This window comes from Polyangium sp. 6x1 (assembly GCF_029946515.1).
Taxonomy (GTDB): Bacteria; Myxococcota_A; Polyangia; order Polyangiales; family Polyangiaceae; genus Polyangium.
This window is the reverse complement of record NZ_JARZHH010000105.1, coordinates 1-25,460: the sequence shown is the minus strand read 5'-3', so window position 1 is coordinate 25,460 and position 25,460 is coordinate 1. Positions and strand designations below refer to the sequence as shown.

The window sequence follows — 25,460 nt, the reverse complement described above, 5'->3', positions numbered from 1 at the left end:
CGGGCATCGACTGCGCGAAGCGCAGTCGATGCGGGGAAAGTTTTTCAAGCTGTCCGCCCCCTCTTGGCAGCGCCAGCCCTGGACCTTTCGTGGAAGAACTGCGCTCCGCGCAGTTCTTCCAACAGGCCGTTGGTACCGCGTTGCCGGCAGAACCATCAGCGCTGCCGTCTTGGCTGGCAGGATCGCCCGTGGTCTTGACCCTGGCCCGTTCGATGAACTGCGCATCGCGCAGTTCATCGACCCCGAGTCCAGCGCTTGCGCTGGTCCGGGTCCAGGGGCGGACAGCCCCGGTGGGGCCTGGGGCAACGCCCCAGCGAAGCGCCTTCCAGCTAAGACACGATCCCCGCCTCCGCCGCGAGCTCCAGCACGCGCCGGTTGTCCGCGACGCGCGACAGAAACACCTGACGCGCCTCCTCTGCATCGAGGCGCGAGGCCATCCACGCGACCCGCTCGCGCGCGACGGAGAGCTCCTCGCGCATCCGCTCGTGCTCGCCCGCTGCGCGTAGCGCGAGCACGCGTGAGAGCCGCACGCCGATCTCGTCGGTGCCCATACGACCGATCGACGCGAGGATCGCCATCGCCGCCTCGGAAGGCTCGAGCGCCGCGGCCACGTCGCCCTGCGCGAGCCGGATCGTGGCGAGCACGGAGAGCGCCATCGCGTCGTAACGGCGCATGCCCGAGAGCAGGCGGCGCGCCTCCTCGACCTTTGCCGCCGCGCGGTCGAGATCGCCCTGCGCGAGCAAGCAGCGGCCGAGCTTGATCCGCGTGAGACCGCCGAGGCGCATGTCCCCTTGCGCGTCGAGCTCCCGTTCGGCCTCCGAGAGCGTCGCGAACGCCTCGTCGTGGCGACCCAGGAAGTAAAGCGCGCTGCCGACGCTCCCCCGTGCGGCCGAGACGATCCGCGACAAACCGAGCCGGCTGCCTGTGGCGAGGAGCTCGCGACAGAGGCCGAGCGCGCGCTCGGCCTCGCCGAGGTCGATGAAAAAGAAGGTGGCGTCGAGCCGCTGCGAGCACGCGCTCCGCAGATCGCCTGCGCGCTCGAAGATTGCCGCGGCTTCGAGGAAAGCTTTGGCCGTCGCGTCGTACCGCCACGCGCGGCTCGCCCGGCTCGCTGCGAGCACCTGGAGCAAGGCCTGCGTGCGCAGCTCGCGGCCCGAAGGATCTTCGAGGAAGGGCTGGAGCGAGCGCGAGAGATCCTGCGAGGCCTCGTATTGCCCGATGATGAAGGCTTGCAGGCCCGTGCGGATCGCCGCCTGGATGAACGCGTCGCTCTGCTCGCCGCGCGCGCCGAACGCCGAAAGCGTCGCGCAGAGCGAGGCGAGCTTGTCCTGCGCGACGCGCCTGCCCGCCGCGATTGCGAGCGCCGAGGCCGCATCGAACCAGCGCGGCGTGCCGGGCTCGAGCACGCGCATCGCCTCCTCGGCGAGCCGCTCGGCCTCCTCGAACGCGCCCTGCCAGTGCGCCGCCTCGGCCTTGAAGCCGAGGCACTCGCCGAGCACACGCCCCTCGGCCCCACGCGCGATCACCCGATCCACGTGCCGGTTCACCGCGACGAAATCGCCGGCTTCGAGCGCCTCGCGCGCGGCGCGATGGTGATGGACGACGGCGCGCTCGAAGTCGCTTCCTTGATCGAAATGTTCGGCGAGAACGGCCGCGCGCGTCTCGCCCGCGGCTTCGAGCCACGCGCCCGCGAGCGCGTGGCCGACGGCGCGATCTGCGGGCGTGAGCATCGCATACGCCGCCTCCCGAAAGAGCGCGTGACGGAAGCCGTACTCGCGTTCGTCCGGGAAACGGGCCTCCCGCCGCGCCTGCACGACCTCCCGATCGCAGAGGAGCGCGATCCACTGATCGACGTCCGCCGGGCCGAGCGCGTCGCCGACGAGCGCTGCGACCCCGCCGCGCCAGAACGTCTCGCCGAGGATCGAGGCTGCGCGCAGAATCCGCCGCGCCTCGAATGGCAGCCGCTCGATGCGGGATTGCACCATCGCGATCACCGTCTCCGGCAGCGTCGACGACCCCGACGACTCGACCGCCGCCCGCGCGAGCTCTTCGAGGAACAGCGGATGCCCCGCGCCGCGATCCACGATCGCCTGCACGTCCTCTTCCCGCGCTTCCTCGCCGAGGCTCCGCCGCACGAGCGTCGCCGCCGCCCGCCGCGACAGGCCCGAGAGGCGCAGGTGATGCACGTCCCGCTCGGCGAAGATCCCCGGGAAAAGCTCCAGCGTCTCCGGCCGCCCGAGCGCGAGCACGAAGAGCGGCAGCGCGTGAAGGTTGCGGAGCAAACGATCGAGGAGTTTTACGCTGGGAGCATCGCCCCAGTGCAGGTCTTCGAGCACGAGGACGAGCGGGCGCGACGTCGTCACGCCCTCCACGAGATCCTCGAACGCGAGCCGGATCTGATCGCCCATCAAGAGCGGATCCCGCCGCGCCGCGCCGAGAAGCTCGCCCTCGTCGGCCCCGGGCCGAGGCGCCTCCACGAGCTCGCCGAGGAACGTCGTGATGCGCGGCTCGTTCGCCTTCGCCACGCGCGGCGCGAGGAAGGAGCGCAGCGCCTCGTGGCGAACCTCGGCGGCCGTCCCATCACGGAGCTTCGCCGCGTCGCGGAGCGCGGACGCGATCGAGCCGAACGGCGCGCCCGCGCTCAGCGGCTCGCCGCGGCCCACCCAGATCTCGACCGAGGGCTCGATGCGCCGCATCGACGCGAGCACCTCCCGCCCGAGCCGCGATTTGCCCGCCCCCGCCTCGCCCACGACGACCGCGGCCGTGGCGCGCGACTCGCCCACGACGTCCTCGAAGAGCCGCTCGATGTACCCGACCTCCCGCTCACGCCCCACGAACGGCGTGGCCCGACCCGCGGCCCGCCGCGACGCTTCCCCCGCAGGATCCTCGGCGACGAGCACGTGCAGCTCACCGATGCGCGAAAGCGCGAACCGCGCGTCGAGCAGCCCGCGTGTCGTCTCGTCGATCACGATCCCGCTCGTGTCCGCGGGCGCGAGGCGGAGCAACGCGCCGGCGCGCGCGGCCGCATCGGAGAACAGCGATCCCGCGCCTGCGCTCCCGCGCCCCGTCGTGAGCGCGAGCGGCCGCCCCGCCCCGAGCGCTCGCATCTCGAGCGCGCATCGCGCCGCCGCCGTGGCTTGATCCGTCGCGGCCCCGCGCCCCGCGAGCGCCACGAGGACCGTGCCGTCCCCGAGCGCCTCGATGCGACCGCCGAGCGGCGCCGCCACGCGCGTGATCGCCTGCACGAGCGTGGAATCTCGGTGATCGAGCACAGTGTCGTCGAGCGGCGAGGCACTCGGGAGCGGCGCCGCGGCGAGCAGCACGACCGACACGAGCCGCAGCTCCTCGCCGGTGAGCGAAGGCGGCCGCTCGCTCGGAATGGGCCTCGGGACGAACCGCCCAGGATCGATCGCGGAGAGCGCCGTCGCGACCTCACCCGCGGGACAGAGCCTCCGCTCGGGATCCTTCTCCAGGAGGGCCGCGACGAGCGCGTCGAGCTCGGGCGGCATGCTCGGCACGATCGAGCGCAGGCGCGGCGCGGGCTCGAAGAGGATCTGCGAGATCACGCCGAGGAGGTTGTCCGTCGGAAGGAACGGCTTCTGCCCCGTGAGGCATTCGAAGAGCAAAGCCCCGAGCGCATAGAGATCCGCGCGCCCGTCGACGTCCCGCGCGCCGCGGATCTGCTCGGGCGCCATGTACGCAGGTGTGCCGATGAGCGCCCCCGTGAGCGTGGCCGTCTGCGTGCCCGCCACGCGCGCGAGTCCAAAATCGATGACCTTCACCCGCGCCGGATCGCGATCGACGAGGAACACATTGTGGGGTTTCACGTCGCGATGAACGACCCCGATCGCGTGCGCCGCACCAAGCGCCTCCGCGACCGCGCGCGCGATCGGAAGCGCTTCGTCCGGCGCGAGCGGACCACGCGTGATCCGCCGCGCGAGATCCTCGCCTTCGAGCCACTCCATCGCGAGCCAAGGCCGCTCTCCAGCGAGCACACCGTGCCCGACACAAGCGACGATCGCAGGGTGCGAGAGGCGCTCGAGCGCAGCGACCTCCCGCTGAAAACGCTCCTCGACTTGCGCGCCCGCCAAGCGGAGAACCTTGAGCGCCACGGGCATCCCCGAGCCCGTATCCGTGGCTCGGTACACCTCCCCCATGCCGCCTTCGCCCGCGAGATGCTCGATCACGAATCGCTGCGCGACGACCGTGCCGGCTTCCATCGCCCACCCTTACCTGCCTTCGCCCAGAGCGACCAGACCCGGCGCCCACCCCTACGCCAAGGGTGAAAGGGCATCGACACCTACACGAGATCACAACGTACGTTCACCCAATTGCCTGGTCGACGAGGCAAGCGACGAGGTCGGACCAGGGCCGGGGTCTCGCCGACGAGGCAAGCGACGGGGTCGGACCAGGGCCGGGGTCTCGCCGCCGAGGCACGCGACGGGGTCCGATCAGGGCGGGGGTCTCGCCGGCGAGGCACGCGACGGGGTCGGATCAGGGCCGGGGTCTCGTCGCCGAGGCACGCGACGGGGTCCGATCAGGGCGGGGGTCTCGCCGGCGAGGCACGCGACGGGGTCGGATCAGGGCCGGGGTCTCGTCGCCGAGGCACGCGACGGGGTCCGATCAGGACGAGGGTTTCATCGAGGAGCCGCCGCGCCGGGGCGCTGCCCCGAACCCCGCGGGGGCTGTTCGCCCCTCGACCCGAACCAGGGCCAGCCCTGGACCTTTGTTGGAAGAACTGCGCGGAGCGCAGTTCTTCCACAGGCCGTTGGTGGTACCGCGTCGCCGGTTGAACCGTTAGCGCCGCTGTCTTCGTTGGCAGGTACCGCGTCGCCAGCAAAACCGTCAGCGCGGCTGTCTCGGTTGGCAGGGTCGCCTGTGGTCTTGACCCCGGCTGTTCGATGAACTGCGCGGAGCGCAGTTCATCGACCCTCAGTCCAGCGCGGGCGCTGGTCCGGGTGCAGGGGCGGACAGCCCCTGCTGGGGCCTGGGGCAAAGCCCCAGCGCAGCGCTTCCCTCGAGGTCTACCGCGCCCTTTGCTTTCCAACGGGGGCTGCGTGAGTACACTCGCCGCCCGTGACGACCCCGGCAGATCCTGAGGAAGCCCGCGTGATGGGCTTGCATCCTGTGGACTTCGTCCTTGCGCTGGTCGTCGCCTCGCTTGCGACGGCCCTTGTGCTCCTCGACAGGCTCGTGCTCTCGGCGTTTGCGAAGATGTATGCGGACTTCGGCAGCGAGGCTGTCTTGCCGCTCGTGACGCGCGCTGTGCTCGCTCACGTCACGCCGCTTGGTGGGGCTGCGGGGGCGATCGCGATCGCTGTGGCGGGGGTTTTTGCGCGGAAGAGCGGCAAGGGTGGGATGGCGGTTGGCCTCTTCCTTGGCGGGATTGCGCTTGCCATCGGCGCGGTTGGCCTCTCGATGTATGGGCTTTATGCGCCGATGTTCGAGCTTGCTGGCAAGGTGAAACCTTAGATCACCGGCGCCGCTTGCGACGCGGGCGCGCTTCTTCTTCGTCGGCCTCGGGCATCTCGCCGATCTGCTTGTTGTAGCGGCGCGCGGCGTTCGCTGCCTTTTGTGGATCGTCGATCGGGTGCTCGCGCTTCGTTCGCGCGTAGCCGGCCCAGGCCACGCCGCCGCCCACGAGGCCCAGGATCACGCCGCCGGTCGCGGCTGCTGTCGTCCACGTGGGGCGGGACTCGGTGCCGTACTCATCTTTCGTCGAGAGGGAGGACCCGAGGATGATGCCTGCGAGCATGGCTGCGCCGCCGGCGATCGCGAGCCCGATCCCGACCCGGTTCATGCTCACGCCGGTGGCGCGATAGTCGGCAATTTCGTTCGCTGTTCGGGTGTCGCCGGCGATGCTGAAAAAGTCCTGATCGTCGATGGGCTCTTCGCCCTGGAACACCTGCCAGCGCGTGACGTCGTACGAGCCGACCTGGTTCTCGTAGAGCGACGACGTGCCCACGAGCCGCCCGGACGAGTCGCGGTGCTGCACCTCGCCGACCTTTGCCTGCGTGACGTACGTGTGCGTCTCGGTTCGAACCTCGACGTTCAGCGGCTCGCCCGTGGTCTCGATGCCCGTCTTGGGCAGGCTGGCGCAACCCCAGGATCCCATTGCGAGGACCATCACGACGGGAGCCGCGCTCCACCCAATTCTACGACGAGGCTCGATCTGACTCATGGACCCTCCACCGGTCCGGGAGAAGACAGCACCGACGAAAGGCTGTCAACGGGTCCGCGAGGAATGCGTTTCAGCGCACCGCGAGCATCGCGCGGAGCGTCTCGTCGAGGTAGCGCACCGCGAGCCCCACCGTCCGCCGCTGGCTCTCGGGGCTTGGGCCGAGCACGGGCGCGACTTCCATGACATCCCCCGCCACGATCCCTACCTCGCGGCCGAGCCGCCGGATCAGCTCGACCACGAAATCCGGCTCCAGCCCGCCGGGCTCCGGCGTGCCCGTCGCGTCGGCGAATCGCTCGTCCGTCCCGTCGATGTCATTGGAGAAATAAACGCCCGTCACGCCCCGCTCTTTGAGATGCGCGAGCAGCGCGTCGAGCGTGGCTTCGGGTTTGGCGAGGCACTCGTCCGCCCAGAATTGCCGCACGCCGAGGCCCTGCTCCCAGTGGCCGCGCTCGTGCCGCGAGGCCCGCGTGCCGACCTGCACGAGCCTTCCATCCCGCCCGAAGAGCTCGTTCGCGTGATAGGACCAGGTCGCGAAGCAAATACGAATCCCGAGGCGCTCGGCCAGAAGATCGGTGTGCGCGTCGGGCTGCACGATGCCCCAGCGCTCCTTCGCCGGCGGACGCACGCGCGCGAGCGCGGCGGCCACGGGCCAGGCCGTCGAATGATCGCCGCCGATGACGAAGGGTTTTACGGCGGGGTTCATCTGAAACACGAGGTCGAGCGCGCGCTCGGCGATCGAGAGCGGCGAGACGGGCAAGCGCTCGGCCATGTCCGCGGGGACGTTCGGGTAGAGCGCCTTGCGGGAGGCGGCCTTCTGCGCCTCGCTCAGCATGTCGTCCGAGAGGAGCTGGGGGACGACGAAGACGTCGCCGATGTCGACGACGCCGAGCTCGGCCGCGCGCACCGGAAAATCGGGCTGCTCTTCGAGCAAGCGCGAACGGATCGCCTGGGGGCCGAGGTTTGCCCCGCGCCGGAAGCCCGCCCCGACGTCCGAGGGTACGCCGAGGATCACGACGCGCGCCGTCGGGATGCGCGCGAGCGCTTCGAGGTGCTTTTGCTGCACGGCCTCGTCGCTCGTGACCTGGTAGAGCGCGCGTTGCAGCGCGAGCTGCTCGGCGCGCCCCGTCGAGACCAGGTGGAGCCCGCCCCCCGCGGGCCGGAGGAGAACGGCGAGCTCTTCGATCGGCGTCATGGCGGGCCTAGCGTAGGCCAGAAGGCCCGGCCGCGCACTTCCGTCAGCGCGCGGAGGCGGCCCCGCGCGCCGTCACGAGCACGACCTTGCCCTTCACCCGCCGCTCGGCCATCGCGGAGAGCGCCGCGCTCGCCTGTTCGAGCGGATAGGTCGTGTCGACGTGCGGCCGGATGCGGCCGTCCCGCACCCACCCGAAGAGCTCGGCGAGCCCCTCGCGATATCGCTCGGGCTCGCGCATCGTGAACGAGCCCCAGAACACGCCGACGATCGAGCAACCCTTCAGGAGCGTGAGATTCAGCGGGATCTTCGGGATGTCGCCCGCAGCGAACCCGACCACGAGGTAACGACCTCGCCAGGCCATCGCGCGCAGCGCCGGCTCGGCGAACGAGCCTCCGACGGGGTCGTACACGACGTCGACGCCGTTCGGCGCGAGCGCCTTGAGCCGCGCTTTCAGATCCTCGCGGCTGTAGTTCACGACCTCGTCGGCCCCGCGCGCCCGACACACCTCGAGTTTGTCGTCACTCGACGCGCAGGCGATGACCCGCGCGCCGAGGAGCTTGCCGATCTCGATCGCGGCGATGCCCACGCCGCCCGCCGCGCCGAGGACGACGAGCGTCTCGCCGGATTGGAGCGCCGCCCGATCGACGAGCGCGTGGTGCGTGGTCCCGTACGCCACGAGCAGCGTCGAGGCCGTGACGAGGTCGATCCCGTCCGGCACCTTGATCACCTGCCCCTCGCCCAGCGCGACCTCCTCGGCGAAGCAGCCGTACGGGGCCCAGGCGACCACCCGATCCCCGACCGCGAGCGACGTCACGCCGCTGCCCACCGACGTGACGATCCCGGAGACCTCGCCGCCCGGCGAGAAAGGCAGGCCCGGCTTGAACTGATATTTGTCCTGGATGACCAGGAGGTCCGGGAAATTGACCGAGGCCGCGTGGACCGCGACGATCACCTGGCCCGCGTCGGGCGTGGGGCTCGGGAGGTCCTCGACGACGAGCGACTCGGGGGGCCCGAAGGCCTTGCAAAGAACGGCTTTCATCGTGGGTTCGTGGGTCCTTCTCAGGGCGCGAATTTGCGGATCCAGGCGTTGTACCCCTGATCCGTCGTGAGCTCGGTGCCGACGACGAACACCTCGGAGGCGGCATTCGTCGTGATCCCCTCGCCGTAATCGGCGCCGTCCGCCGTGCCGTTGTGCACGTTGGTCCAGAGCTCCTTGCCGGTGGGATCGTACTTGCGGGTCCAGACGTCGGTCGAGAGGCCGGTGGTCATCTCGTAGCCCGTCACGATCGCATTGCCGCTCGCGTCGCTGGCCACGGCGTAGATCACGTCCTGGCCCGCCGGGACCTGGCTCGTATGGGTCTGGGTCCAGAGCTCCTGCCCGCTCGCATCGTACTTGCGCAGCCAGGCGTCGAGGCCGAGGGTCGTGGTCTCGCCGCCGCCAACGTAGAGGGTTCCATCCGGAGCGACCGCGACCGCGAGCGCGAGATCGTCGTGGTTCAGCGCGCCGTTGAAGATGCGCCTCCAGATCTCGACGGGAGCCCCGCCATCGTCGTCGATCCTGGCCACCCGGACGTCCGTCCAGCCCGCCTCGTTCGTCTCGTACCCAGCGACGTAGAGAATATTGCCGTCGAGCGCGATCCCCTGCGCCGAGTCGTTGCCGTGGCCAGGCCCATCCCAGAGCATCTGGTCCACGATCTCGCCCGTCTGGCCCGCGAGCTTCATGACCAGGAAATCGCTCCCGCCAGCGTTCGTCATCATGCCCCCGACGACGAACAAATGCCCGCCGCGCGCCGCGACGCCCCAAGCATAATCGTACCCGTTGGCCTCGCCGTCGTAGGTCACATCCCAGATCGGATCGCCATTGGGATTGTACTTGTGGACGACGATGTCCGTCGTCCCGTCGGCGATGGTCTCGTACCCGACGGCGTACACGTTGCCCGCCGGATCGAGCGCGACGCCGTAAATGCCGGCATCGAGGCCCGCCGCGCCGTTCACTTGCCGATACCACATCGGGTTGCCCAGCGGATCGAGCTTGGCGACGAACCCGTCGTAATGGCCGGGGTTGCCCGAAACCCCGACGAGCCCGCCGACGACGAGGTTGCCCTTGTTGTCCAGCCGGACGCTCGTGAGCTCCTCGCCCGTCGACCCCGGGATGCCCTGGCTCTTCGTGAAGAGCACGGTACCGGAGACGACGCAGTCGTGGTTGCAGCCGTCGCCGTCGACCAGGTTGCCGTCGTCGCAACTCTCGAACCCCAAGAAGACCAACCCGTCACCGCAGTGCGCAGCCGTGCACGAGGTCGTACACCCGCCGGTGTCGCTGTTCAGCACGCCGTTGTCGCATTCCTCGCCGGCATCGAGCTTCCCGTCGCCACAGAAGCCCACGGAGCCGCCGACGCCACCCACGCCGCCGACACCGCCCACGCCCCCGACGCCGCCGACACCGCCCACGCCCCCGACACCGCCGAAGCCGCCGATACCGCCCACGCCCCCGACACCGCCGAAGCCGCCGATACCGCCCACGCCCCCGACACCGCCGAAGCCACCCGCGCCGCCGTGCCCGGCGAACCCTCCGTCGCCGTCCGAGCCGCCGTCGCCGGTGATCGGGCTCGATCGGCCGCAGCCGCTGGCAGCAGCAAAACCTGCGAGGAGAAAGGCAAGGATCGGGGCCGCGGTAAGTCGAGTTGCCATGGTATGCCCGACATTTGCCACGAGGGCCGGGCTGCCACAAGGGCCGAGCCGTCGGCCCGGGACGCGTTTCCCGCGTCCCGGGCCATGTCCCCCACCATGCTGCCTCAGAACGGCATCTCTTCGAGCATGTCGGCTTTGCGCGGCGGAGCGCCGTTCCGCTTGCGCGGCGGCCGGGCCGGCGGCGCGGGCTCCGGCGAGGCCTCCGGCTCCTCGTGCGGCAGCGGCATCTCCATCGGCGCGACCTCGTCGTCCGTGTCACGCCGCTGCGCCGCGGCGGGCTCGCGGTGCGTCGCCGGCGAGGGCCCGCCCGCGAGGCAGATGTCCCGCGCGTGCACCTCGGTCTTGTAGCGCTTCTGCCCGTCCTTCTCGTAGCTCGACGTGCGCAGCGTCCCCTCCACGAGCACGCACGATCCCTTGCCGAGGACGCGCGCGAGGCCCTCGGCGCGCGGGCCGAAGACGACCACGCTGTGCCACTCGGTCCGCTCCGTGAGCTCGCGGTTCCGGTCGAGGAACGATTCGTTCGTCGCCATCCGGAACTGGAGCACCGCCGTCCCGCTGCCCGCGTACCGGAGCTCCGGATCCGCGCCGAGGTTGCCGAGAAGTACCACCCTGTTCATGCCGTCGCTCATGTCGTCCTCCGTCGTTTCATGATCGCTCGAATGGTTTTTCCTGAAATGGCCCGCTCAGGCCGCCTTCTCCGCGGGACGGGCGCCCACGCGCGCCTCCGAGCCCGCGATCACCGCGGCGCGCAGGGCCGAGAAGATCCGCTCGTTTCCGAGCAGCGTCTCCCGCGCGCGCTCGCGCCCCTGCCCGAGATGCTCGCCGCTGAACGAGAGGTGCGCCCCGCTCTTGTCGACGACGCCGATCTGGCAGCCGTAATCGATGAGATCCGAGGCCGCGTCGACGCCGGTCCCCCAGCGGATGTCGAACTCCGCCTCGCGGAAGGGCGGCGCGAGCTTGTTCTTGACCACCTTCACCCGCGTCCGCGAGCCCACCGCCTCGTCGCCGACCTTCACGGGCCCGATGCGCCGCACGTCGAGCCGTACGCTCGCGTAAAACTTCAGCGCGTTGCCGCCCGTCGTCGTCTCGGGGTTGCCGAACGTGACCCCGATCTTCTGCCGGAGCTGGTTGATGAACACGAGCGTCGTGCCCGTCCGGTGCGCGATCGCCGTGAGCTTGCGCAGGGCCTGGCTCATGAGCCGCGCCTGCAGCCCCATGTGCGCGTCGCCCATGTCGCCCTCGATCTCCGCCTTGGGCACGAGCGCCGCCACGGAGTCGACCACCACGATGTCGACCGCGCCGCTCCGCGTGAGCGTCTCGGCGATCTCGAGCGCCTGCTCCCCGCAATCCGGCTGCGAGACGAGCAGCCGCTCCGTGTCGACCCCGACGGCGCGCGCATAATTCACGTCGAACGCGTGCTCGGCGTCGATGAACGCCGCCACGCCCCCTGCGGCCTGCGCCTCGCGCATCGCGTGCAGGGTGAGCGTCGTCTTGCCGCCGCTCTCGGGGCCGTAAATCTCGACGATCCGGCCGCGCGGGTAGCCGCCGATGCCGAGCGCGGCGTCGAGGGCCATCGCGCCCGTGCCGATCACCCGCACGTCCGTCTCCGCCTCGTCCCCGAGCGACATGATCGCCCCTTTGCCGAATTGCTTCTCGATCGAACCCACGACCGTCTTCACCGTCCGCATCTTCTCCAAGAGCTCCGTCATCATCGGTAAAACCGCCTTTCTTGCCCGTTACTTCGACCGCCGCAGAAACCAGTTGCTAAGAAAAATCGTTTTTCCGGGCCGGCGCGTACCGCGTCGCCGCCGCGCCGTCGCGATCGAGCAGCCGCGCCTGGATCGCCTCCGCCACGTGGCTCGCCCGCACGGCCCCGCCGCCGTCGAGATCCGCGATCGTCCGCGCCACGCGCAGCACCTTGCCGTACGCCCGCGCCGAGAGGCCGAGCCGCTCCACCGCCTGCCCGAGGATCGTCCGGCCCGCCGCGTCCGGCGTCGCCACCCGCTCGACGTCGCGCGGGCCGAGCTCCGCGTTCGTCAGGGCGCTCGTCTCGCCCGCCTCCCGCCGCGCCGCCTGGATCGCCCGCGCCGCGATCACCCGCCGCCGCACGTCCGCGCTCGCCTCCCCTCGCTCCTTGCCCCCGAGGTGCGAGACGTCCACCGGCGGCAGCGGCACCTGCAAGTCGAGCCGATCGAGGAGCGGCCCGGACAAACGCGCTCGATACCCTCGCACGCGCTCGGGGGTGCAGGCGCAGCGGCGTTTGTCGTCGCCGAAGAGCCCGCACGGGCACGGGTTCACCGCGGCGACCACGAGTGGCCTCGCCGGGAACGTCACGCGGCTCTGCGCGCGGCAGATCGTGACGAGGCCGTCTTCGAGCGGCTGCCGCAGCACCTCGAGCGCGCTCCGCTTGAATTCGAGCAGCTCGTCGAGGAAGAGGCAGCCATGGTGCGCGAGCGAGACCTCGCCCGGCCGGATCGGATCACCCCCGCCGACGAGGCCCGCCGGGCTCACCGTGTGATGCGGCGCGCGAAACGGCCTCGCCTGCGCGAGGCCTCGATCCGAGGAGAGGAGCCCGACGACCGAGTGGATCGCCGTCACTTCGAGCGCCTCGTCGTACGAGAGCGGCGGCAAGATCGTCGGCAGCCGCCGCGCCAGCATCGTCTTGCCCGCGCCCGGCGGGCCCATCATCAAGAGGTTGTGCGCGCCGGCCGCCGCGATCTCCAGCGCGCGCCGCGCCACGTGCTGGCCTCGCACCTCCGCGAGATCCACGGCCGCCTCCGCGAGGTTTTCCGCGAGCGACGGGCGCGGCCCCGCCGACGGGAGCTTTTCTTCCCCCGCGAGCGCCGCCACGACGTCGCCGAGGTGCTCGGCCACGAGGACCTCGATCCCCGGCACGCTCGCCGCCTCGGCCCCGTTGTGCCGCGGAACCACGGCGCGCCCGAGGCCCCGCGCCGCCGCGCCGCGCAGCGCCGGTAAAACCCCACGCACGGGCCGGATCGCGCCCGTCAGCGAGAGCTCGCCGAGGAACGCGAGCCCGCGGAGGGACTCGCCCGGCACCTTGCCGAGCGCGCCGAGCACCGCCATGGCGATCGCCAGATCGAACGCGCCGCCGCTCTTGCGCAGATCGGCGGGCGCGAGGTTCACCGTGATCACGTGCTCGTCGAGGGCGACGCCGATCTGCGAGAGCGCCGAGCGCACGCGGACGCGGCTCTCGCGCACGCTCGCCTCCGCGAGCCCGACGAGCTGGAACGACGCCGGCCCGCGGCCGGAGTCCACCTCGACGCGCACGGGAGACGCGTCGAGGCCGACGAGAATGAAGGTCAGGGCCGTCGCCTGCATGCCCGCCCTTTTGCGAGCGGCATGCCGGTCCGAAAAACGCGGAAAAACCCGCAGATTTGAGGCGACCGAGGGTGGCGGCGTGGATGTCCGCCTGGCGGCCGCCAGGGGTCCCCGCGCCTACGTTCGCGTGGTAGGGTCGTCGCCGATGGGGCGTCGCCTCGTTCGATCCAGGGTCGTGCTCGGGCTCGGAGCGCTCGTGATCGCGGGATGCGACCGGACCGCGCGCGTCCACGTCGAGGGGCGGATCCGGCTCGATCGAGCGACGGACGCAGCGCTCGTGGTCCCGCTCGAAGGCGCGAAAGGCGCATTCCCCGTGGACGAATCGGGCCGGTTTGTCGGAACATACGGCGCGCTCCACGTGCATCCGGACCGCATTCCGCTGCTCGTCCACGTCCCCGGCATTCGCCCGTTCGTGCTCCTGCCCGGCCGTGATTTCCGCATCGAGGCGCGGGACGGCTCATTCCACGCCGAGCTCGACCTCGATCCGGCCCGCGCGCGGCCGCCGCGGTCGCTCCCGCTCGCGTGCACGACCGAGTCGTGCACCGCGGATTTGCCCACGGAGGCGAAGGGCTGCGTGTCCACGATCGTCGTGCTCGACGGCGCGAAGACCACGCTCGTCGCGCCCGGCAGCCAGCGCCTCGAGGGCGGCGGTACGCGCCTCATGGCGTTTTTCCCCTTACCGCGGCAACGCGCACGTTCGCTCGTCCTCGTCAGCACGTGCGGCGACGACGCGTACGTCTCGGAGGTCGCGACCTTCGACGGCCCTTGAGACGGCTCGCCCGGGCGGTACACTCCGCGCGATGATTCGAAGGCGTTCGTCAGGTACGCTCCTCCTCGCGGCCGCGCTCGTGCTCTTCCCCGCATGCCGCCGCGACGAGAGCGCCGCGCCCGGAGACGCCGGGGCCGACGCAGCCCCGCCGATCGCCGCCTCCGCCGCAGCGAATCCCGCGCCTCCGCCGGCGGACTTCGCGCCCGCGCCCGACGTGCCCACCGATCGCTCCGTGCCGGGGACCGAACCGAAGCGCTTTTTGGTCAAACGGCTCGAAGACGACCCGCGCCTCTCCCCGCATCGCGACGCCGTCCTCTCCCATTTCGGGGCGAACGTGGGTCTCCCGCTCTCTTTGCAGGTCGAGGTGCTGCCAGGGGATCGTCAGGCCCTCCTGATCCAGGATTCATCCCAGCCCGACAAACCCCTCGTGCTGGTCGTGGCGGCGGACGGCACGCGGGCGTGGACGAAGGAAATGCCGCTCGCGGGGATCGTGCCGGGCGTGCGGGAAATCGCCGTGGTGCGTGGGCCGGAGTCGTCGGTCGGCGTGGCGTTTTGTGACGCGGCGGGCGAGCTCGCGGCGCTCCGCACCTGGACCTCGGAGGGCGGGATCTTCGCCGATTACGAGGTCGTGGAGATCCCCCATTGCGAGGCCCTCTCCGCGCTGTACTGGCCCGGGCACGGGCACGTCGTCGTGGCCTCGGGGGAAGGCGAGGCGCGTGCCTCGCGGATCGACGAGCGGGGCATGCGCGCGTGGGGCCGATCCGGGCTCACGCTGCCCTGGAAGCCGGCTCCGGGCGCGGCCGTCGGGATCCTGGTCGATACCGAGGATACGTTTGTCCTCGTCGGCGCGGGCTCGGCCGCAGGGCCTCTTTCGCAGCGCGAGGAGGCCGTGTTCGCCATGCGGTACGACGAGCGCGGCAAAGAACTCTGGCCCGCGCCCATCGCGGTCGGGCGCCCCTCCGGAGAGGCGCCGAAGCGCCCCACGGCGCGGGTCGTGGCGACCGGCAAGATGGAGATCGAAATGACGGAAGGATCCACGCGGCGGAGGCTCGAGCTCTCGTCCGAGGGGACCGTGATCGTCTTGCCCGAGCGGCGCTGAAGCCCCGGAGGTTCATCGGACGCGAAGGCCGCGACCTTCGCGAGCAGCGCGGACGCGCAATCAGCGAGCGGCCGCGGGTGGGAACGTCCCCGAGCGGCTTCAAGGGCTCGCGAGCCCGGCCCCCCACGTGCGCCCCGACAGCATTGTCCCCGGGACCCCGCGGCCCCCAGGGACGTTGTGCGGGGTCATGCAGTCACGACGGTATACCAGATTCTGGCATGGCAGGACAGACCCTCGGCACGGCGGGCTGCCCCACCCTCGCCGGGCCCGCTCCCCGGTAAAACGCCATCGCGACGTCGCAACGTTCGAAACAAGGGAACCATCCGCCCCCCTCGTTCGTGGTACGCGGCGACGTTTCACGAAGCGACGTTGCGACGTCGCGACGTCGTGACGTCGCTACCGAGGAAAACCATCCGCCCCACGCGTTCGTGGCACGCCGGAACGTTTGATGACGAAGCGACAAACAACGAACCCCATCACCGTCGAGTTGCTGGAAGCGGCGGCTCGGGGCGACAGGGAGGCTTCGGAAACGCTCGGGGATTTCATCTACGGGTGGGTCCACAGCGTCCTCCACGCCGGCCCCGACGTCGACGACGCGGCCCAGGAGGCTTTCGAGGCGGTCCTCAGGGCCATCCGCACGCACCGGTACGACGCGTCCGTCAAAGACAAACACGCGTGGGTCGTCAAGATCGCGGTGCGCAAGGCGATCGACGTGCGTCGGAAGCAGCAGCGGGAGCGCAAGGTGTTCGAGGGGCCGGTCGCGGACGAGGCCACGGACCCGGTGAGCACGGACCCGATCTCGCGCATCGAGCAAAGGCAGCGCGCCGAGCGCGTGAACGACATCGTGAAGGACCTGAACGAGACCGATCGCGCGCTCCTCTTGCTCCGATACGAGGAGGCTCTCAGCTACGAGGACATCGCGCAGGCGCTCTCCATCCCGCTCGGGACCGTGAAATCACGGCTCTCGCGGCTGATCGAAAAACTCAAGCTGCCCGGGAGCGATTTATGAAGCCGTCGCAGGCGAGGAAGCAACCAACCCCGGCGCCCGCGCCGAAAAAACGGCTCGCGAAGCTCATCACGCTCTTCGTCCGCCCGCGGAGCGGCGTCCGCGAGGCACCCAAGAAGCCCGCCGCGTCGCAGGCGCCGCGCCCGATGCCCGCGCCGTTTGTCTTGCCCACGCCCCCGCCGAGCGCCCCGCCGGAGCCGGCGCCGGCCTCCGATCCGATCCTGCGCTCGGTCGTGGCGGCGCTCGCGCCCGACCCCGACATGCGGGCGCCGGAGGCGCTGCGCGAGCGCCTCGTCGCCTGGGCCGAGGAGACGGCCGAACCCGCGACCCCCGCCCCCGCGCCGCTCGACACCGTCGCGGCGGAACCTCCTTCGCTGTGGGACAAGCTGCGCCGCCTCGCCCCCGTCCTCCTGGAGCGGTTCCGCAAGGCTTCACGCGGCGCGCGTTGACGTTCTCCGCTACGCTCTGGCCGAGCCATGCACCCCGACGGGTATTTCGCGCTCGTCCTCGATGCGCCCTCCGCCGAGATCCTCCGGCGGCGCTTCTGCACCTTGCCCCGCCCGATCGCCCACCATTGCACCGTGCGGTATGGCACGAAAAACCCCGCCGACCTCCCGCCTCCTTTCACGGCGGATGACCTCGGCCGCGCCTTCACCCTCGCCGTCACGGGATACGCGCGGCGGGAGGACGGCGGGGTCGAGGCGGTGGTGGTGGGGCTCCTCCTCGGCGACGGGAGGCTCGTCGAGAAGGGTTTTACGGAGAATGCCATTCCGCACGTGACCGTCGCGACGGACGGGATCACCGAGCCGGCGACGGCGAACGATCTGCTCCGGGCCGGCTTCGAGCGTCTCGAAGGGCCCCTGCTCCTCGCCCGGCTCGAACATACGTGGGCGTCGTCGAGCCAGGAGGAGCCGCCCGGCGCGTGATCACCGCGTGAGCTTCGAAAGCGCCGTCCGCGCCCGCCCGCGGTACCCCTCCACCTCGGTCCCGAGGCTCGCGATCCGCGTGCGGAGCTCCTTCACCTTGGCTTCCTTCTCGAGGATCTGCGCCGTGAACTTCTCCGCGTCGTTCTTCGATCGCGTCGCGCCGAGGTAGCCTCGCAGCCGGCCGAGATCCTGGACGAGCTCATCGAGATCGGCCCTTCGTTTCGGCAGGAGGCTCTCGCGCGCCTCCGCGTCCGTGAGGTGCTTCGCGGCCTCCTCGAGCGCGGCGCGTTGCGCCGCGGGCAATTTCGGCGCAGCCGCGATGGCGCGGAGCCCCCTCGGATTCAGCGCGCTCACGGCCGTTCCCCGGGACAACCCCTGGTCGGTCTCGATGCGCCGCACCTTCTTCGATCGCGGCTCGCTCGCGAACACCGCGAGCGGCTTGTTCGACACGACGTCGAAATCGAGCTCGTCCGCGCCGTTCACGGTCGCGTTGCGCACGAGATCGAGGTTCAAGAAGACCGTGCGCGCCCCGCCGCTCCGGTTCTCGATCGTGTAATCGACGCGCGTGTGCCGGATGAAATGCTCGGTGAGCTGCTCGCCCTGGAGCTCGACGAGCTGCACCTCGTCCGTGACCAGCATGTTGTTTTGCGTGAGCTCGACGTCGATGTCCGTGCCGAACGCGATGAAGCGGCTCTCGCTCGGCTTCAGGCGGTCGATCTGCGCCTCGCCGGCAAAACCGCCGTCCGCGAAAAACGAAATGGGGCCCGCGGGCAAGGTCTGCTTCGTGTCGTTCTTGATGCGCGCCGCGCTCCGGCCGACGTCGTCGACGCTCCCGAACCACACGATCCGCCGCGCGGAGATCGATTGCTGCAGGAAGGGCAGCAGCGCCGATCCGTGCGCCCGGAGGTCGATCGGAATGGGGAGCGAATACCGGAAGAGCGCGCCCGCTTCCATGCCCTCCGCCTCGGCCACCTGCGCGAGATCCCCCACGGAGAGCACCGTGCTCGATCCGTCGCCGGCGCCCGTGCCGCTCCCGTGCCCGATCGTGCCGATCCTACCGACCCCGATCCCCTCCCCGCGCCCGCCCCCGCCCGCGCCGTAGCCCGAGAGCCCGAGGCCGCCCGCGCCGAACGAATCGCCGATCATCTCGCTCCACATCGCGTCCGCGGTCTTCAGGACGAGCTGCGGGATCGTCGAGAGCGGCTCGCTCGGCGTGAGGAGCTCGCGTCGCGTGTATCGCGGCGCGGCGAGCGGATACAGGAACGAATCGGGGCGGCCGTTGACGAGCTCGATCTTGACCTTCTTCCATTCCTCGTCCGTGTCGTTGTGGACGAGCGCCCAGCCCTGCAGCGTGCCGCGTTGCTCCTTGCCGCTGAGCACCATCCGGTACGTCGAGCGCCAGACCGGCGCCTCCGCGACATACCCGAGCGTCACGTCGGACGTGCTCTCCGCGAGCACCCGCAAATCGCGCCGCGCGGAGGCGCCTTGCGGCGAGGCCACGGACGCACTCGCGCCGAGCCGCGCCGCGAGCGAGGCATCCGTGGGTTTGACCCCGACCACGTCGGACAGGAAAAACTTCCGGATCTCGGCCTCCGTGGTGAGCACGAGCAGCGTCGTCTCTTTCCGCGGCACGCAGCGGCCGGGCGCGCTTTCGCCCGGCTTTTTCGAAGCCTCGCCCTCGGCGACCGGCACGCACGGGCCCGGCTCGCCGTCCTCGGGGTCGAGCACGTCGACGAGCTTTCCTTTCACGGTCTCGCGCGCAGTGCGCAGCTCGATGGCGCCGCCCTTCAGGCTGCGGAGCAGGCTCGCGTGCGTCACAGGGCCCGATCCCTCGGACAAACCAGCGAGCGCCCGACCGTTCTCCACGCTGATGCTGCTCGCGAACTCGATGCCCGCGACGCTCGTCTTTCCGTCGGTCCCAAGCACGACGAGCGTCTTCAACGCGTCGTCGAGGTGCGAGACCGGCACCGGGAGCGCGAGCCCGGCATCTTGGCTCACCCTGCCCGATCGCTCGAAATAACCAACCCCCGACTCGTAGAGGCGCACGGTCTTGAGCGGAAGGGGCGGCTTCGGCGAGGTCTGGGCCGCGGCGAGCCCGCTCGTCGCGAGGAGCGCCGTCGCAAGAATGGCGGAAACGTATCGGGAAGTCGAACGCATCGAAGGGCCTCGGGTTTTCGTGGGCGGTCGGGGCAAGGACACGCCGAGCCGGGTCGAGTTCCCGAAATCTCCGAGGCTCCTTCCGCCCCAAAACGCCGCGTGCGCCCGGACGGGAACATGGTAATGACGCGGCAATCATGCGCCGATACAAGACGGTCCTCTTCGATCTCGACGGCACGCTGATCGACTCGATCCGCCTCATCCTCGACAGTTATCACCACACGTTCGCCGTCCACGGCCTGCCTCCCTGCGAGGACGACGTGCTCCTCCGCGGCGTCGGCACGCCCCTCAAGGCGCAGCTCGCCGGCTACACGGACGATCCGGACGCGGTGCACGCGATGATCGAGACGTACCGCGCCTACAACCTCGCGCACCACGACGCGTGCGTGCGCCCCTACCCCGGCGCCGTCTCCTCGGTCCGTTCGCTCGCCGAAGCGGGCATCAAGATCGCCATCGTGACGAGCAAGAACCGGCACAGCACCCTGCGCGGGCTCGACGTCTCAGGGCTCTCGGATGCATTCTCGGTGCTCGTCTGCTCCGACGACGTGACGAACCCAAAGCCACACAAAGAGCCAGTCGATCTCGCCCTCGCGCAGCTCGGATCCCGGCACGAAGAGACGATCTTCGTAGGCGACAGCCTGCACGACATGCACGCCGGGCGCAGCGCCGGGGTCGCGACCGGCGCCGCGCTCTGGGGCCCGATGTCGCGCGCCCACCTCGCCCCGTCCGAGCCCTCGCACTGGCTGGAAAAACCCGAGGACATCGTCTCCTTGGTCCTCGGCTGAATCGTTTTTCAGGCCAAACGGCGAGCTGAGCTGAAGGCGTTTCGCCGGGGTTTCACCCCGGACCCCGACCAGGGGTTGTCCACCCCTGGACCCGGACCAGCGCAAGCGCTGGACTCGGGGTCGATGAACTGCGCGATGCGCAGTTCATCGAACGGGCCAGGTCAAGACCACGGGCGACCCTGCCGACCGAGACAGCCGCGCTGACGGTTCAACGGGCAACGCGGTACAGCGGCGGCCTGTGGGAAGAACTGCGCATCGCGCAGTTCTTCCCCAAAGGGTCCAGGGCTGGCCCTGCCAAGAGGGGGGCGAACTGCTTGAAACTCTTTCCCCGCATCGACTGCGCTTCGCGCAGTCGATGCCCAGAGGTCCAGGGCTGGCCCTGGTTCGGGTCGAGGGGCGAACAGCCCCCGCGGGGCCCGGGGCAGAGCCCCGGCGCGGCGGCCGCGTTCCGGTTACCGCCGACCCCAGAACGCCACGAGATCCGGCAGCGCGGTCGTCGAGAATTGAATGAGGTGCAGCATGTGCGTGTACGGCCCGGTGCCGCCATACCCGCGCACGTGGAGCTCGCCTTTGTGCGCCTCGGTGAGCGGATCGAGCGGCTTCATGTACGCGTTCGGCACGACGTGTTTCATCGCCGGGACGTTCGGCAAGGGCTGAAAGACGTTCGTCGGCGTGCGCGAGGCGCCCACCGAGTCGAGCACGAAATCGGTCGTGCGGTGCGCGTTGTGATAGCCGTACGTCTCGATCTCCGAGTGCACGATCGAGAGCAGCGTCTTGCCCTCCACGGCCTTCTTTGCGAAGCGGCGGGTGGGCTCGATCTGATCTTGCTTGAGCGCCTTCGAGTGCGGGTCGTATCCGCAATGAATGGAGTCGACGAGGACGATCGCGCTGATGCGATCGAAAAACTCGTCGTGCTGGAGGATCTTGATGATGCCGCCGTAGCCCGAGCTCCAGGCCGAGAGGCCGATGCGGCGGAGGCGGGCATTCTTCAAGCCACGCGCGACCATGACGTCCTGCGCGCGCGAGAGGATGAGGCGGAGGCCCGCGGGATCGGCGAACCTGTCCTCGTAGACGCCCGAGCCGACGCCGAGGTTCAGGATGGCCACGACCGCGTTGACGCCCGCGTATCCGTAGTTTTCCTCGACGAGGTCCGTGTTGCCGTTGAGGTGCAGGACGAGGTCGTACTGGCCGTCCTCCGACGACCACGACGGCGGGAACATCAAGAGCCCGCCGGCGAGCGGCGCGCGCCAGGAACGATCGAAATGGGCGTCCGCTCGTTCGCCCGGCTTTGCGCTCGCGGCAGGCGCGGGCGGCGCTTCCTGGGCCATCACGGCGGGCACCGTCGCGGCGGAGGCGCTCGCAGGCGGGGACGCAGGCAAAGGCGCGGGCGGTGAATGCGGCGCCTCGGTCTGCACGGCCGCCGATGCCATGGGCGCCGATCGCGAGCCCAGCGACAGGACCGCGAGCCCCATCACGAGGAGCGCGAGGCCGCCGAGGGCCATGGGGGCGCGGGCACGGCGAAGCATGCGGTCAGAAACCAGCAGACCGGATTTTTCGCGCGTGTGTCAAGGGAGAACCGCGCGGCTATCGGGTGGGAAGCACAGAGCCGCGCGGCGTCACGAGCGCGAGCGGAGACGCTCAGGCATTGAGATCGGCCAGGGCGACCGGCGCACCGGGAGGCGCGAGGAGCGCGTCGGCGCAGGGACGCACGACGTCACGCAAGGCCTGGCGGCGGAGGGCGCCGATTTGCTTGGAGGACAAAAGACCGACGTCCTCGGCCACGACGGCGCGGCGGATCGACGGGTCCGCGGACGCGGCCTCGATCGCCCGGTCGAACGCGGCGCGGGCGAAGCGGCGCGTGTCCTCGTCGGCGCCGGCGAGCAGGAATCGCAGCGTGCGCCAGGCGAGCTCGGCGTGGCGCTGCTCGTCCTCGGCGATCCGCGCGTGGACCTCGCGCAGCACGGGATCACGCACGATCCCCGCGAGCGAGAGCGCCTCGGCGGCGCCGATCGTCTCGCCCACGCAAGCCTCCTCGATGAGGGATGCGAGTACGACGCGGAGATCGGTGTCGAGCGGGACGCCCGCGAGATCGAGCTTCGAGGGGCCGATCGGGCGATCGGCATACCGGCTCGCGAGGGCATACCCGACGCGGGCGTGCTCGACCTCGTCGGCGGCGGCCTGTTGTGCGGCGAAGAGCAGCTCGGGCGGCGCGCCGAGGGCCATGAGCTGGAGCGTGAAACGCGCGAAGCTCGCGACGGACGCGTGTTCGAGCGCGGCGATCTCGGTCCACGCGTCGGCGAGGGCGCTCCGGATCGAAGGTTCGAGCGACGCCGTGTCGGGCGTGATCTCCGCGAGGATCCAGTCGACGCGGGCCGAGGCGGGCGCGGTGCGCGCCGCGCCCGCGACGAGCAAGGGGCGGCCGATCGCGCAGTTCTGCGTCTCGCAGTTGAACGTGCCGGGCATCCCGACCGTGCTGTACGGGAGCGTCGCGCAGGAGAAGCCGGCCATGCAATCGGCGTCGAGCCGGCAAGCGTCCGTGTCCGCGCGGCAGGCGAGGCCGATCTGCTGAAAGCAGCCGTCGTTGAACGAGGTGATGCCACACTCGCCGCTCGGGCAATCGGCGTCGGTCGTGCATTTCGCGACGGCCGAGCAGTGCGACCAGGCAACGCCATTGTTGACGACGCCCGGACAGACGCAGACCGAGCCTTCACCACACTCGGCGTCGTTCGCGCACGAGTACACGCAGCCGCAGGAAGGCCCGGGGCTTTCGAACTCCACCTCGCGGTGGATGCACTTGCCATGGGGCTGGGCCGTGCAATCGGCGTCCGTCGTGCACTGCTTGTACTCCTCGGTGCCCTCGCAGGCGGGCGCTTCGATCGCGGGATCACACGCGACGGCCGCGGCGCGGTGGATCGTGCCGTCGTCGCAGCGCACGTAGCCGCTGTCGGTGCCGTCCGCGAGCAGAATGGGCATCCCGCCGACGCAGCCGGCGGAGCTGCCGCCCTGGCTCGAGCCCGTGCTGCTGCTGCTGCTGCTCGGGTCCCCGCCGGCACCCGCGGACCCACCGGAGCCGCCGTTTTCCACGGTCGATCCGCAGGCGATGGCGGAGAGGCCGAGGGCGGCGAAGAGCGAAAGACGCAACGAAAGAAAGGCAAGCCGATCGTGCATGAGAAGTCCTCCTCGTGGAGTGGAAGGTCCGATCGTACGGCCGCCGCCGCCACAAAGGAAGGCAAGACGATGCCGAGATCCGGCGCACGCTCGCGTCGCATCGAAGACTCGCGCGCGGACGCGGCGGGCGCTACCCTCGCGCGCCGTATGCTGAAAGCTTCCGACGTGGTGGCGGGTCGGTTCGAGATCGAGGCCGTGCTCGGCGAGGGGGGCATGGGCGTCGTGTATCGGGCCCACGATCTGAAGCTCGATCGGAAGGTCGCCCTGAAGACGCTGGCGGCCGGCGACGAGGAGGCGGCGACACGGGCGCTCCGCGAAGCGCGGGCCGTGGCGGCGCTCGACCACCCGAACGCGATCGCCATCTACGACGCGGGCGAGTGGGAAGGGCAGCCGTTCATCGCGATGGAGCTCGTCGAAGGCGAGACGCTGCGCGCCTACGTCGGCGACAAGGGTGTGCCCGTCGGCCGCAAGATCCGCTGGCTCGTCGACGTGGCCCGCGCGCTCGCGGCCGCGCATCGGGCGGGGATCGTGCACCGCGACATCAAGCCGGAGAACGTGATGGTCCGGCGCGACGGACGGGTGAAGGTGCTCGACTTCGGCATCGCGCGGCGCAACCAGCCGCCCGTGGATCCCGCGGGGCCCACGGCGAAACCGAGCGCGGCGTCGCTCACCACGAAGGGCGGCGTGCTCGGGACGCCGATGTACATGGCGCCCGAGCAGGTGCGCGGGAAGGCGGCGGACGGGCGGACGGATCAGTTCTCGTGGGCGGTGCTCGGCTACGAGCTCTGCGAGGGGACGAGGCCCTGGGACGCGCACGACGCGCTCTCGACCGTGGCCGCGATGATGTCCGAGCCGCCGCGGCCGATGCAGGCCGAGGGCGCGCCGGCGGCGCTGCGGGACGTCCTCGGCCGCGCGCTCTCGCGTTCACCGGCGGAGCGGTACGGGTCGATGGACGACGTGGTGGAGCTGCTCGAGTCGCTCGCCGAGGAGGCGGACGCGAAGGGGCCACGAGGCGATTCGCGCACGGCGCCGCGGCCTTCGCCGGGCCCGATCACGGCGGGGCGTTACTCCACGCAGGAGCTCGGGCAGGCGATCGCGCTCGCGCTCGAGCGCAAGGCGAAGATGGAGGCGGAGGGGCGCAAGTACGCGTATGCCGATCTCGCCGCGGCGGCGCGGGAGGTCGGCGTCGAGGAGGAGGAGCTGCGCGCGGCGATCGTGGCGCTGCGGCCGGCGATCGAGCCGGCCCTCGCGGCGCCGGCGCCGGTCCGCGCGGAGGAGAGAGCCCTGGAGCGGGCCCGCCAAAAGCAGAAGGTCATGCGGCACGCGGCGATGTGGGGCGTCTTCAGCGTGTTCTTTTTCTTGCTCGACATGGTGACGTCGGGAGGACATTGGTGGTTTTTCCCGGTGCTCGGCTGGGGCGTCGGGCTCGCCGCGCACGTGGTGAAGTATAGGTTCCCGGTCGACCCGACCCCGGAGGAGGAGGCGGAGCTCCGCCTGTGGCACGAGATCCGGCGGGAGAAGCTCGAGCGAAAGCGCGGGGGAGAGCGCATGCGGATCGCGGGCGGAGGAAAACGGATCGAGGAGCTCCCGAAGCCCACGAAGGACGCGCGGGAAACGGAAGAGCGCGCGGAGCTCGCGGCGCTGGCCGAGGAAGAGGCGGGCCTGCGCGCAGCGAAGGGCGAGCGGCGGCGAAGGGCGCGTTGAATACGCGAACGATAAAGGGCGACAAACCAGCCTCGAAAGATTCTTCCGTCATGGGATGCGGGCGGCGTGGATTGGCTGGGAGGTCGAGCGACCGGGGGGTCGACGAGGACGGAAACCTGCGGCACGGAAGAGGCGTACCTTTTTTCTTGTGAACGGCGCGGGGGTGCGTTCCAATGCTGGCGCATGGAACGACGATGGTTGGCACGGCCGGACGTTGAGGTCCGGCGCACTCCGAAACAGGGTCGCGCGGCGTGGGCCGCGCTCGGGCTCGCGGCTGCGCTGGCGAGCGTGACGTCCCCCGCAGCAGCGGATGCACCGAAGTCGGGCGCGGCATTGCCCGCGAAGCCCGCGGCGCCGGCCGCAGCGCCCCCGGCCGCAAAGGCACAGGCCGCCCCCCCGGCGGCTGCCTCGTCCGCGCCCGCCGCCGCAGCGCCGGCCGCGCCGCC

General features: G+C 70.6%; 19 protein-coding genes and 1 pseudogene. 9 read left to right on the top strand and 11 right to left on the bottom strand.

The features are described from left to right. Positions 1 to 329 precede the first annotated feature (329 nt). On the bottom strand, positions 330 to 4,220 hold the full coding sequence (locus tag QHF85_RS46275; RefSeq protein ID WP_281333925.1) for a serine/threonine-protein kinase: 3,891 nt from the start codon (positions 4,218 to 4,220) through the stop codon (positions 330 to 332). An 892-nt stretch (positions 4,221 to 5,112) separates the two neighbouring features. On the opposite strand from QHF85_RS46275, the gene QHF85_RS46270 reads away from it, so the two are divergent. Next, positions 5,113 to 5,472: a hypothetical protein gene (locus QHF85_RS46270; RefSeq protein ID WP_281333924.1), complete on the top strand. Its 360-nt coding sequence runs from the start codon at positions 5,113 to 5,115 to the stop codon at positions 5,470 to 5,472. 1 nt (position 5,473) lies between these two features. Here the strand turns inward: QHF85_RS46270 and QHF85_RS46265 are convergent, their stop codons facing one another. From QHF85_RS46265 to QHF85_RS46235, 7 genes are all read right to left on the bottom strand, one after another. Next, positions 5,474 to 6,115: a hypothetical protein gene (locus QHF85_RS46265; protein ID WP_281333923.1), complete on the bottom strand. Its 642-nt coding sequence runs from the start codon at positions 6,113 to 6,115 to the stop codon at positions 5,474 to 5,476. Between the two features lie 136 nt (positions 6,116 to 6,251). Further along, positions 6,252 to 7,373 carry an arginase family protein gene (locus QHF85_RS46260; RefSeq protein WP_281333922.1) on the bottom strand — a complete coding sequence of 374 codons (1,122 nt, stop codon included), beginning with the start codon at positions 7,371 to 7,373 and terminating at the stop codon, positions 6,252 to 6,254. Positions 7,374 to 7,416: 43 nt separating this feature from the next. Next, a complete protein-coding gene (locus QHF85_RS46255) occupies positions 7,417 to 8,412 on the bottom strand; it encodes an NADPH:quinone oxidoreductase family protein (protein WP_281333921.1) in 996 nt (331 codons plus the stop codon). Between the two features lie 20 nt (positions 8,413 to 8,432). Next, complete coding sequence (locus QHF85_RS46250; protein ID WP_281333920.1) at positions 8,433 to 10,061, bottom strand: DUF4215 domain-containing protein; 1,629 nt, start codon at positions 10,059 to 10,061, stop codon at positions 8,433 to 8,435. A gap of 104 nt (positions 10,062 to 10,165) precedes the next feature. Continuing rightward, positions 10,166 to 10,678, bottom strand: a complete 513-nt coding sequence (gene ssb, locus QHF85_RS46245; protein ID WP_281333919.1) for a single-stranded DNA-binding protein — start codon at positions 10,676 to 10,678, stop codon at positions 10,166 to 10,168. Positions 10,679 to 10,744: 66 nt separating this feature from the next. After that, positions 10,745 to 11,770, bottom strand: coding sequence for a recombinase RecA (gene recA / locus QHF85_RS46240; RefSeq protein WP_348652821.1), 1,026 nt, complete (start codon positions 11,768 to 11,770; stop codon positions 10,745 to 10,747). 55 nt (positions 11,771 to 11,825) lie between these two features. Further along, on the bottom strand, positions 11,826 to 13,454 hold the full coding sequence (locus QHF85_RS46235; RefSeq protein WP_281333926.1) for a YifB family Mg chelatase-like AAA ATPase: 1,629 nt from the start codon (positions 13,452 to 13,454) through the stop codon (positions 11,826 to 11,828). A 91-nt stretch (positions 13,455 to 13,545) separates the two neighbouring features. Between QHF85_RS46235 and QHF85_RS46230 the strand changes: the two genes are divergently transcribed. The 5 genes from QHF85_RS46230 to QHF85_RS46210 all read left to right on the top strand — a co-directional run bounded on the left by QHF85_RS46230 (position 13,546) and on the right by QHF85_RS46210 (position 17,200). Continuing rightward, a complete protein-coding gene (locus QHF85_RS46230) occupies positions 13,546 to 14,169 on the top strand; it encodes a hypothetical protein (protein WP_281333917.1) in 624 nt (207 codons plus the stop codon). Between the two features lie 31 nt (positions 14,170 to 14,200). Further along, a complete protein-coding gene (locus tag QHF85_RS46225) occupies positions 14,201 to 15,268 on the top strand; it encodes a hypothetical protein (RefSeq protein WP_281333916.1) in 1,068 nt (355 codons plus the stop codon). A 448-nt stretch (positions 15,269 to 15,716) separates the two neighbouring features. After that, on the top strand, positions 15,717 to 16,277 hold the full coding sequence (locus QHF85_RS46220; protein WP_281333915.1) for an RNA polymerase sigma factor: 561 nt from the start codon (positions 15,717 to 15,719) through the stop codon (positions 16,275 to 16,277). Further along, positions 16,274 to 16,723 (top strand): hypothetical protein, encoded by a 450-nt coding sequence (locus QHF85_RS46215; RefSeq protein ID WP_281333914.1) that lies wholly within the window; start codon positions 16,274 to 16,276, stop codon positions 16,721 to 16,723. The genes QHF85_RS46220 and QHF85_RS46215 overlap by 4 nt, the downstream gene beginning before the upstream one ends. Before the next feature lie 27 nt (positions 16,724 to 16,750). Then, positions 16,751 to 17,200, top strand: a complete 450-nt coding sequence (locus QHF85_RS46210) for a hypothetical protein (protein WP_281333913.1) — start codon at positions 16,751 to 16,753, stop codon at positions 17,198 to 17,200. Here the strand turns inward: QHF85_RS46210 and QHF85_RS46205 are convergent, their stop codons facing one another. Beyond that, complete coding sequence (locus QHF85_RS46205; protein ID WP_281333912.1) at positions 17,201 to 19,357, bottom strand: hypothetical protein; 2,157 nt, start codon at positions 19,355 to 19,357, stop codon at positions 17,201 to 17,203. 137 nt (positions 19,358 to 19,494) lie between these two features. On the opposite strand from QHF85_RS46205, the gene QHF85_RS46200 reads away from it, so the two are divergent. After that, positions 19,495 to 20,142 (top strand): HAD-IA family hydrolase, encoded by a 648-nt coding sequence (locus QHF85_RS46200; RefSeq protein WP_281333911.1) that lies wholly within the window; start codon positions 19,495 to 19,497, stop codon positions 20,140 to 20,142. 452 nt (positions 20,143 to 20,594) lie between these two features. On the opposite strand, the gene QHF85_RS46195 is transcribed toward QHF85_RS46200, so the two are convergent. Next, positions 20,595 to 21,668 carry a hypothetical protein gene (locus QHF85_RS46195; RefSeq protein ID WP_281333910.1) on the bottom strand — a complete coding sequence of 358 codons (1,074 nt, stop codon included), beginning with the start codon at positions 21,666 to 21,668 and terminating at the stop codon, positions 20,595 to 20,597. Between the two features lie 112 nt (positions 21,669 to 21,780). Continuing rightward, complete coding sequence (locus QHF85_RS46190; protein WP_281333909.1) at positions 21,781 to 23,310, bottom strand: ferritin-like domain-containing protein; 1,530 nt, start codon at positions 23,308 to 23,310, stop codon at positions 21,781 to 21,783. 147 nt (positions 23,311 to 23,457) lie between these two features. Between QHF85_RS46190 and QHF85_RS46185 the strand changes: the two genes are divergently transcribed. Both QHF85_RS46185 and QHF85_RS46180 read left to right on the top strand, forming a co-directional pair. After that, positions 23,458 to 25,014 (top strand): protein kinase, encoded by a 1,557-nt coding sequence (locus QHF85_RS46185; RefSeq protein ID WP_281333908.1) that lies wholly within the window; start codon positions 23,458 to 23,460, stop codon positions 25,012 to 25,014. Positions 25,015 to 25,197: 183 nt separating this feature from the next. After that, positions 25,198 to 25,460, top strand: a pseudogene (locus tag QHF85_RS46180) (hypothetical protein); the annotation flags it as partial.

Excerpts from the sequence above, each read along its gene's own strand:
- QHF85_RS46275 (WP_281333925.1), bottom strand. The coding sequence starts at position 4,220 with ATGGAAGCCGGCACGGTCGTCGCGCAGCGATTCGTGATCGAGCATCTC.
- QHF85_RS46270 (WP_281333924.1), top strand. The coding sequence starts at position 5,113 with ATGGGCTTGCATCCTGTGGACTTCGTCCTTGCGCTGGTCGTCGCCTCG.
- QHF85_RS46265 (WP_281333923.1), bottom strand. The coding sequence starts at position 6,115 with ATGGGATCCTGGGGTTGCGCCAGCCTGCCCAAGACGGGCATCGAGACC.
- QHF85_RS46260 (WP_281333922.1), bottom strand. The coding sequence starts at position 7,373 with ATGACGCCGATCGAAGAGCTCGCCGTTCTCCTCCGGCCCGCGGGGGGC.
- QHF85_RS46255 (WP_281333921.1), bottom strand. The coding sequence starts at position 8,412 with ATGAAAGCCGTTCTTTGCAAGGCCTTCGGGCCCCCCGAGTCGCTCGTC.
- QHF85_RS46250 (WP_281333920.1), bottom strand. The coding sequence starts at position 10,061 with ATGGCAACTCGACTTACCGCGGCCCCGATCCTTGCCTTTCTCCTCGCA.
- ssb (WP_281333919.1), bottom strand. The coding sequence starts at position 10,678 with ATGAACAGGGTGGTACTTCTCGGCAACCTCGGCGCGGATCCGGAGCTC.
- recA (WP_348652821.1), bottom strand. The coding sequence starts at position 11,770 with ATGACGGAGCTCTTGGAGAAGATGCGGACGGTGAAGACGGTCGTGGGT.
- QHF85_RS46230 (WP_281333917.1), top strand. The coding sequence starts at position 13,546 with ATGGGGCGTCGCCTCGTTCGATCCAGGGTCGTGCTCGGGCTCGGAGCG.
- QHF85_RS46225 (WP_281333916.1), top strand. The coding sequence starts at position 14,201 with ATGATTCGAAGGCGTTCGTCAGGTACGCTCCTCCTCGCGGCCGCGCTC.
- QHF85_RS46220 (WP_281333915.1), top strand. The coding sequence starts at position 15,717 with ATGACGAAGCGACAAACAACGAACCCCATCACCGTCGAGTTGCTGGAA.
- QHF85_RS46215 (WP_281333914.1), top strand. The coding sequence starts at position 16,274 with ATGAAGCCGTCGCAGGCGAGGAAGCAACCAACCCCGGCGCCCGCGCCG.
- QHF85_RS46210 (WP_281333913.1), top strand. The coding sequence starts at position 16,751 with ATGCACCCCGACGGGTATTTCGCGCTCGTCCTCGATGCGCCCTCCGCC.
- QHF85_RS46205 (WP_281333912.1), bottom strand. The coding sequence starts at position 19,357 with ATGCGTTCGACTTCCCGATACGTTTCCGCCATTCTTGCGACGGCGCTC.
- QHF85_RS46200 (WP_281333911.1), top strand. The coding sequence starts at position 19,495 with ATGCGCCGATACAAGACGGTCCTCTTCGATCTCGACGGCACGCTGATC.
- QHF85_RS46195 (WP_281333910.1), bottom strand. The coding sequence starts at position 21,668 with ATGCTTCGCCGTGCCCGCGCCCCCATGGCCCTCGGCGGCCTCGCGCTC.
- QHF85_RS46190 (WP_281333909.1), bottom strand. The coding sequence starts at position 23,310 with ATGCACGATCGGCTTGCCTTTCTTTCGTTGCGTCTTTCGCTCTTCGCC.
- QHF85_RS46185 (WP_281333908.1), top strand. The coding sequence starts at position 23,458 with ATGCTGAAAGCTTCCGACGTGGTGGCGGGTCGGTTCGAGATCGAGGCC.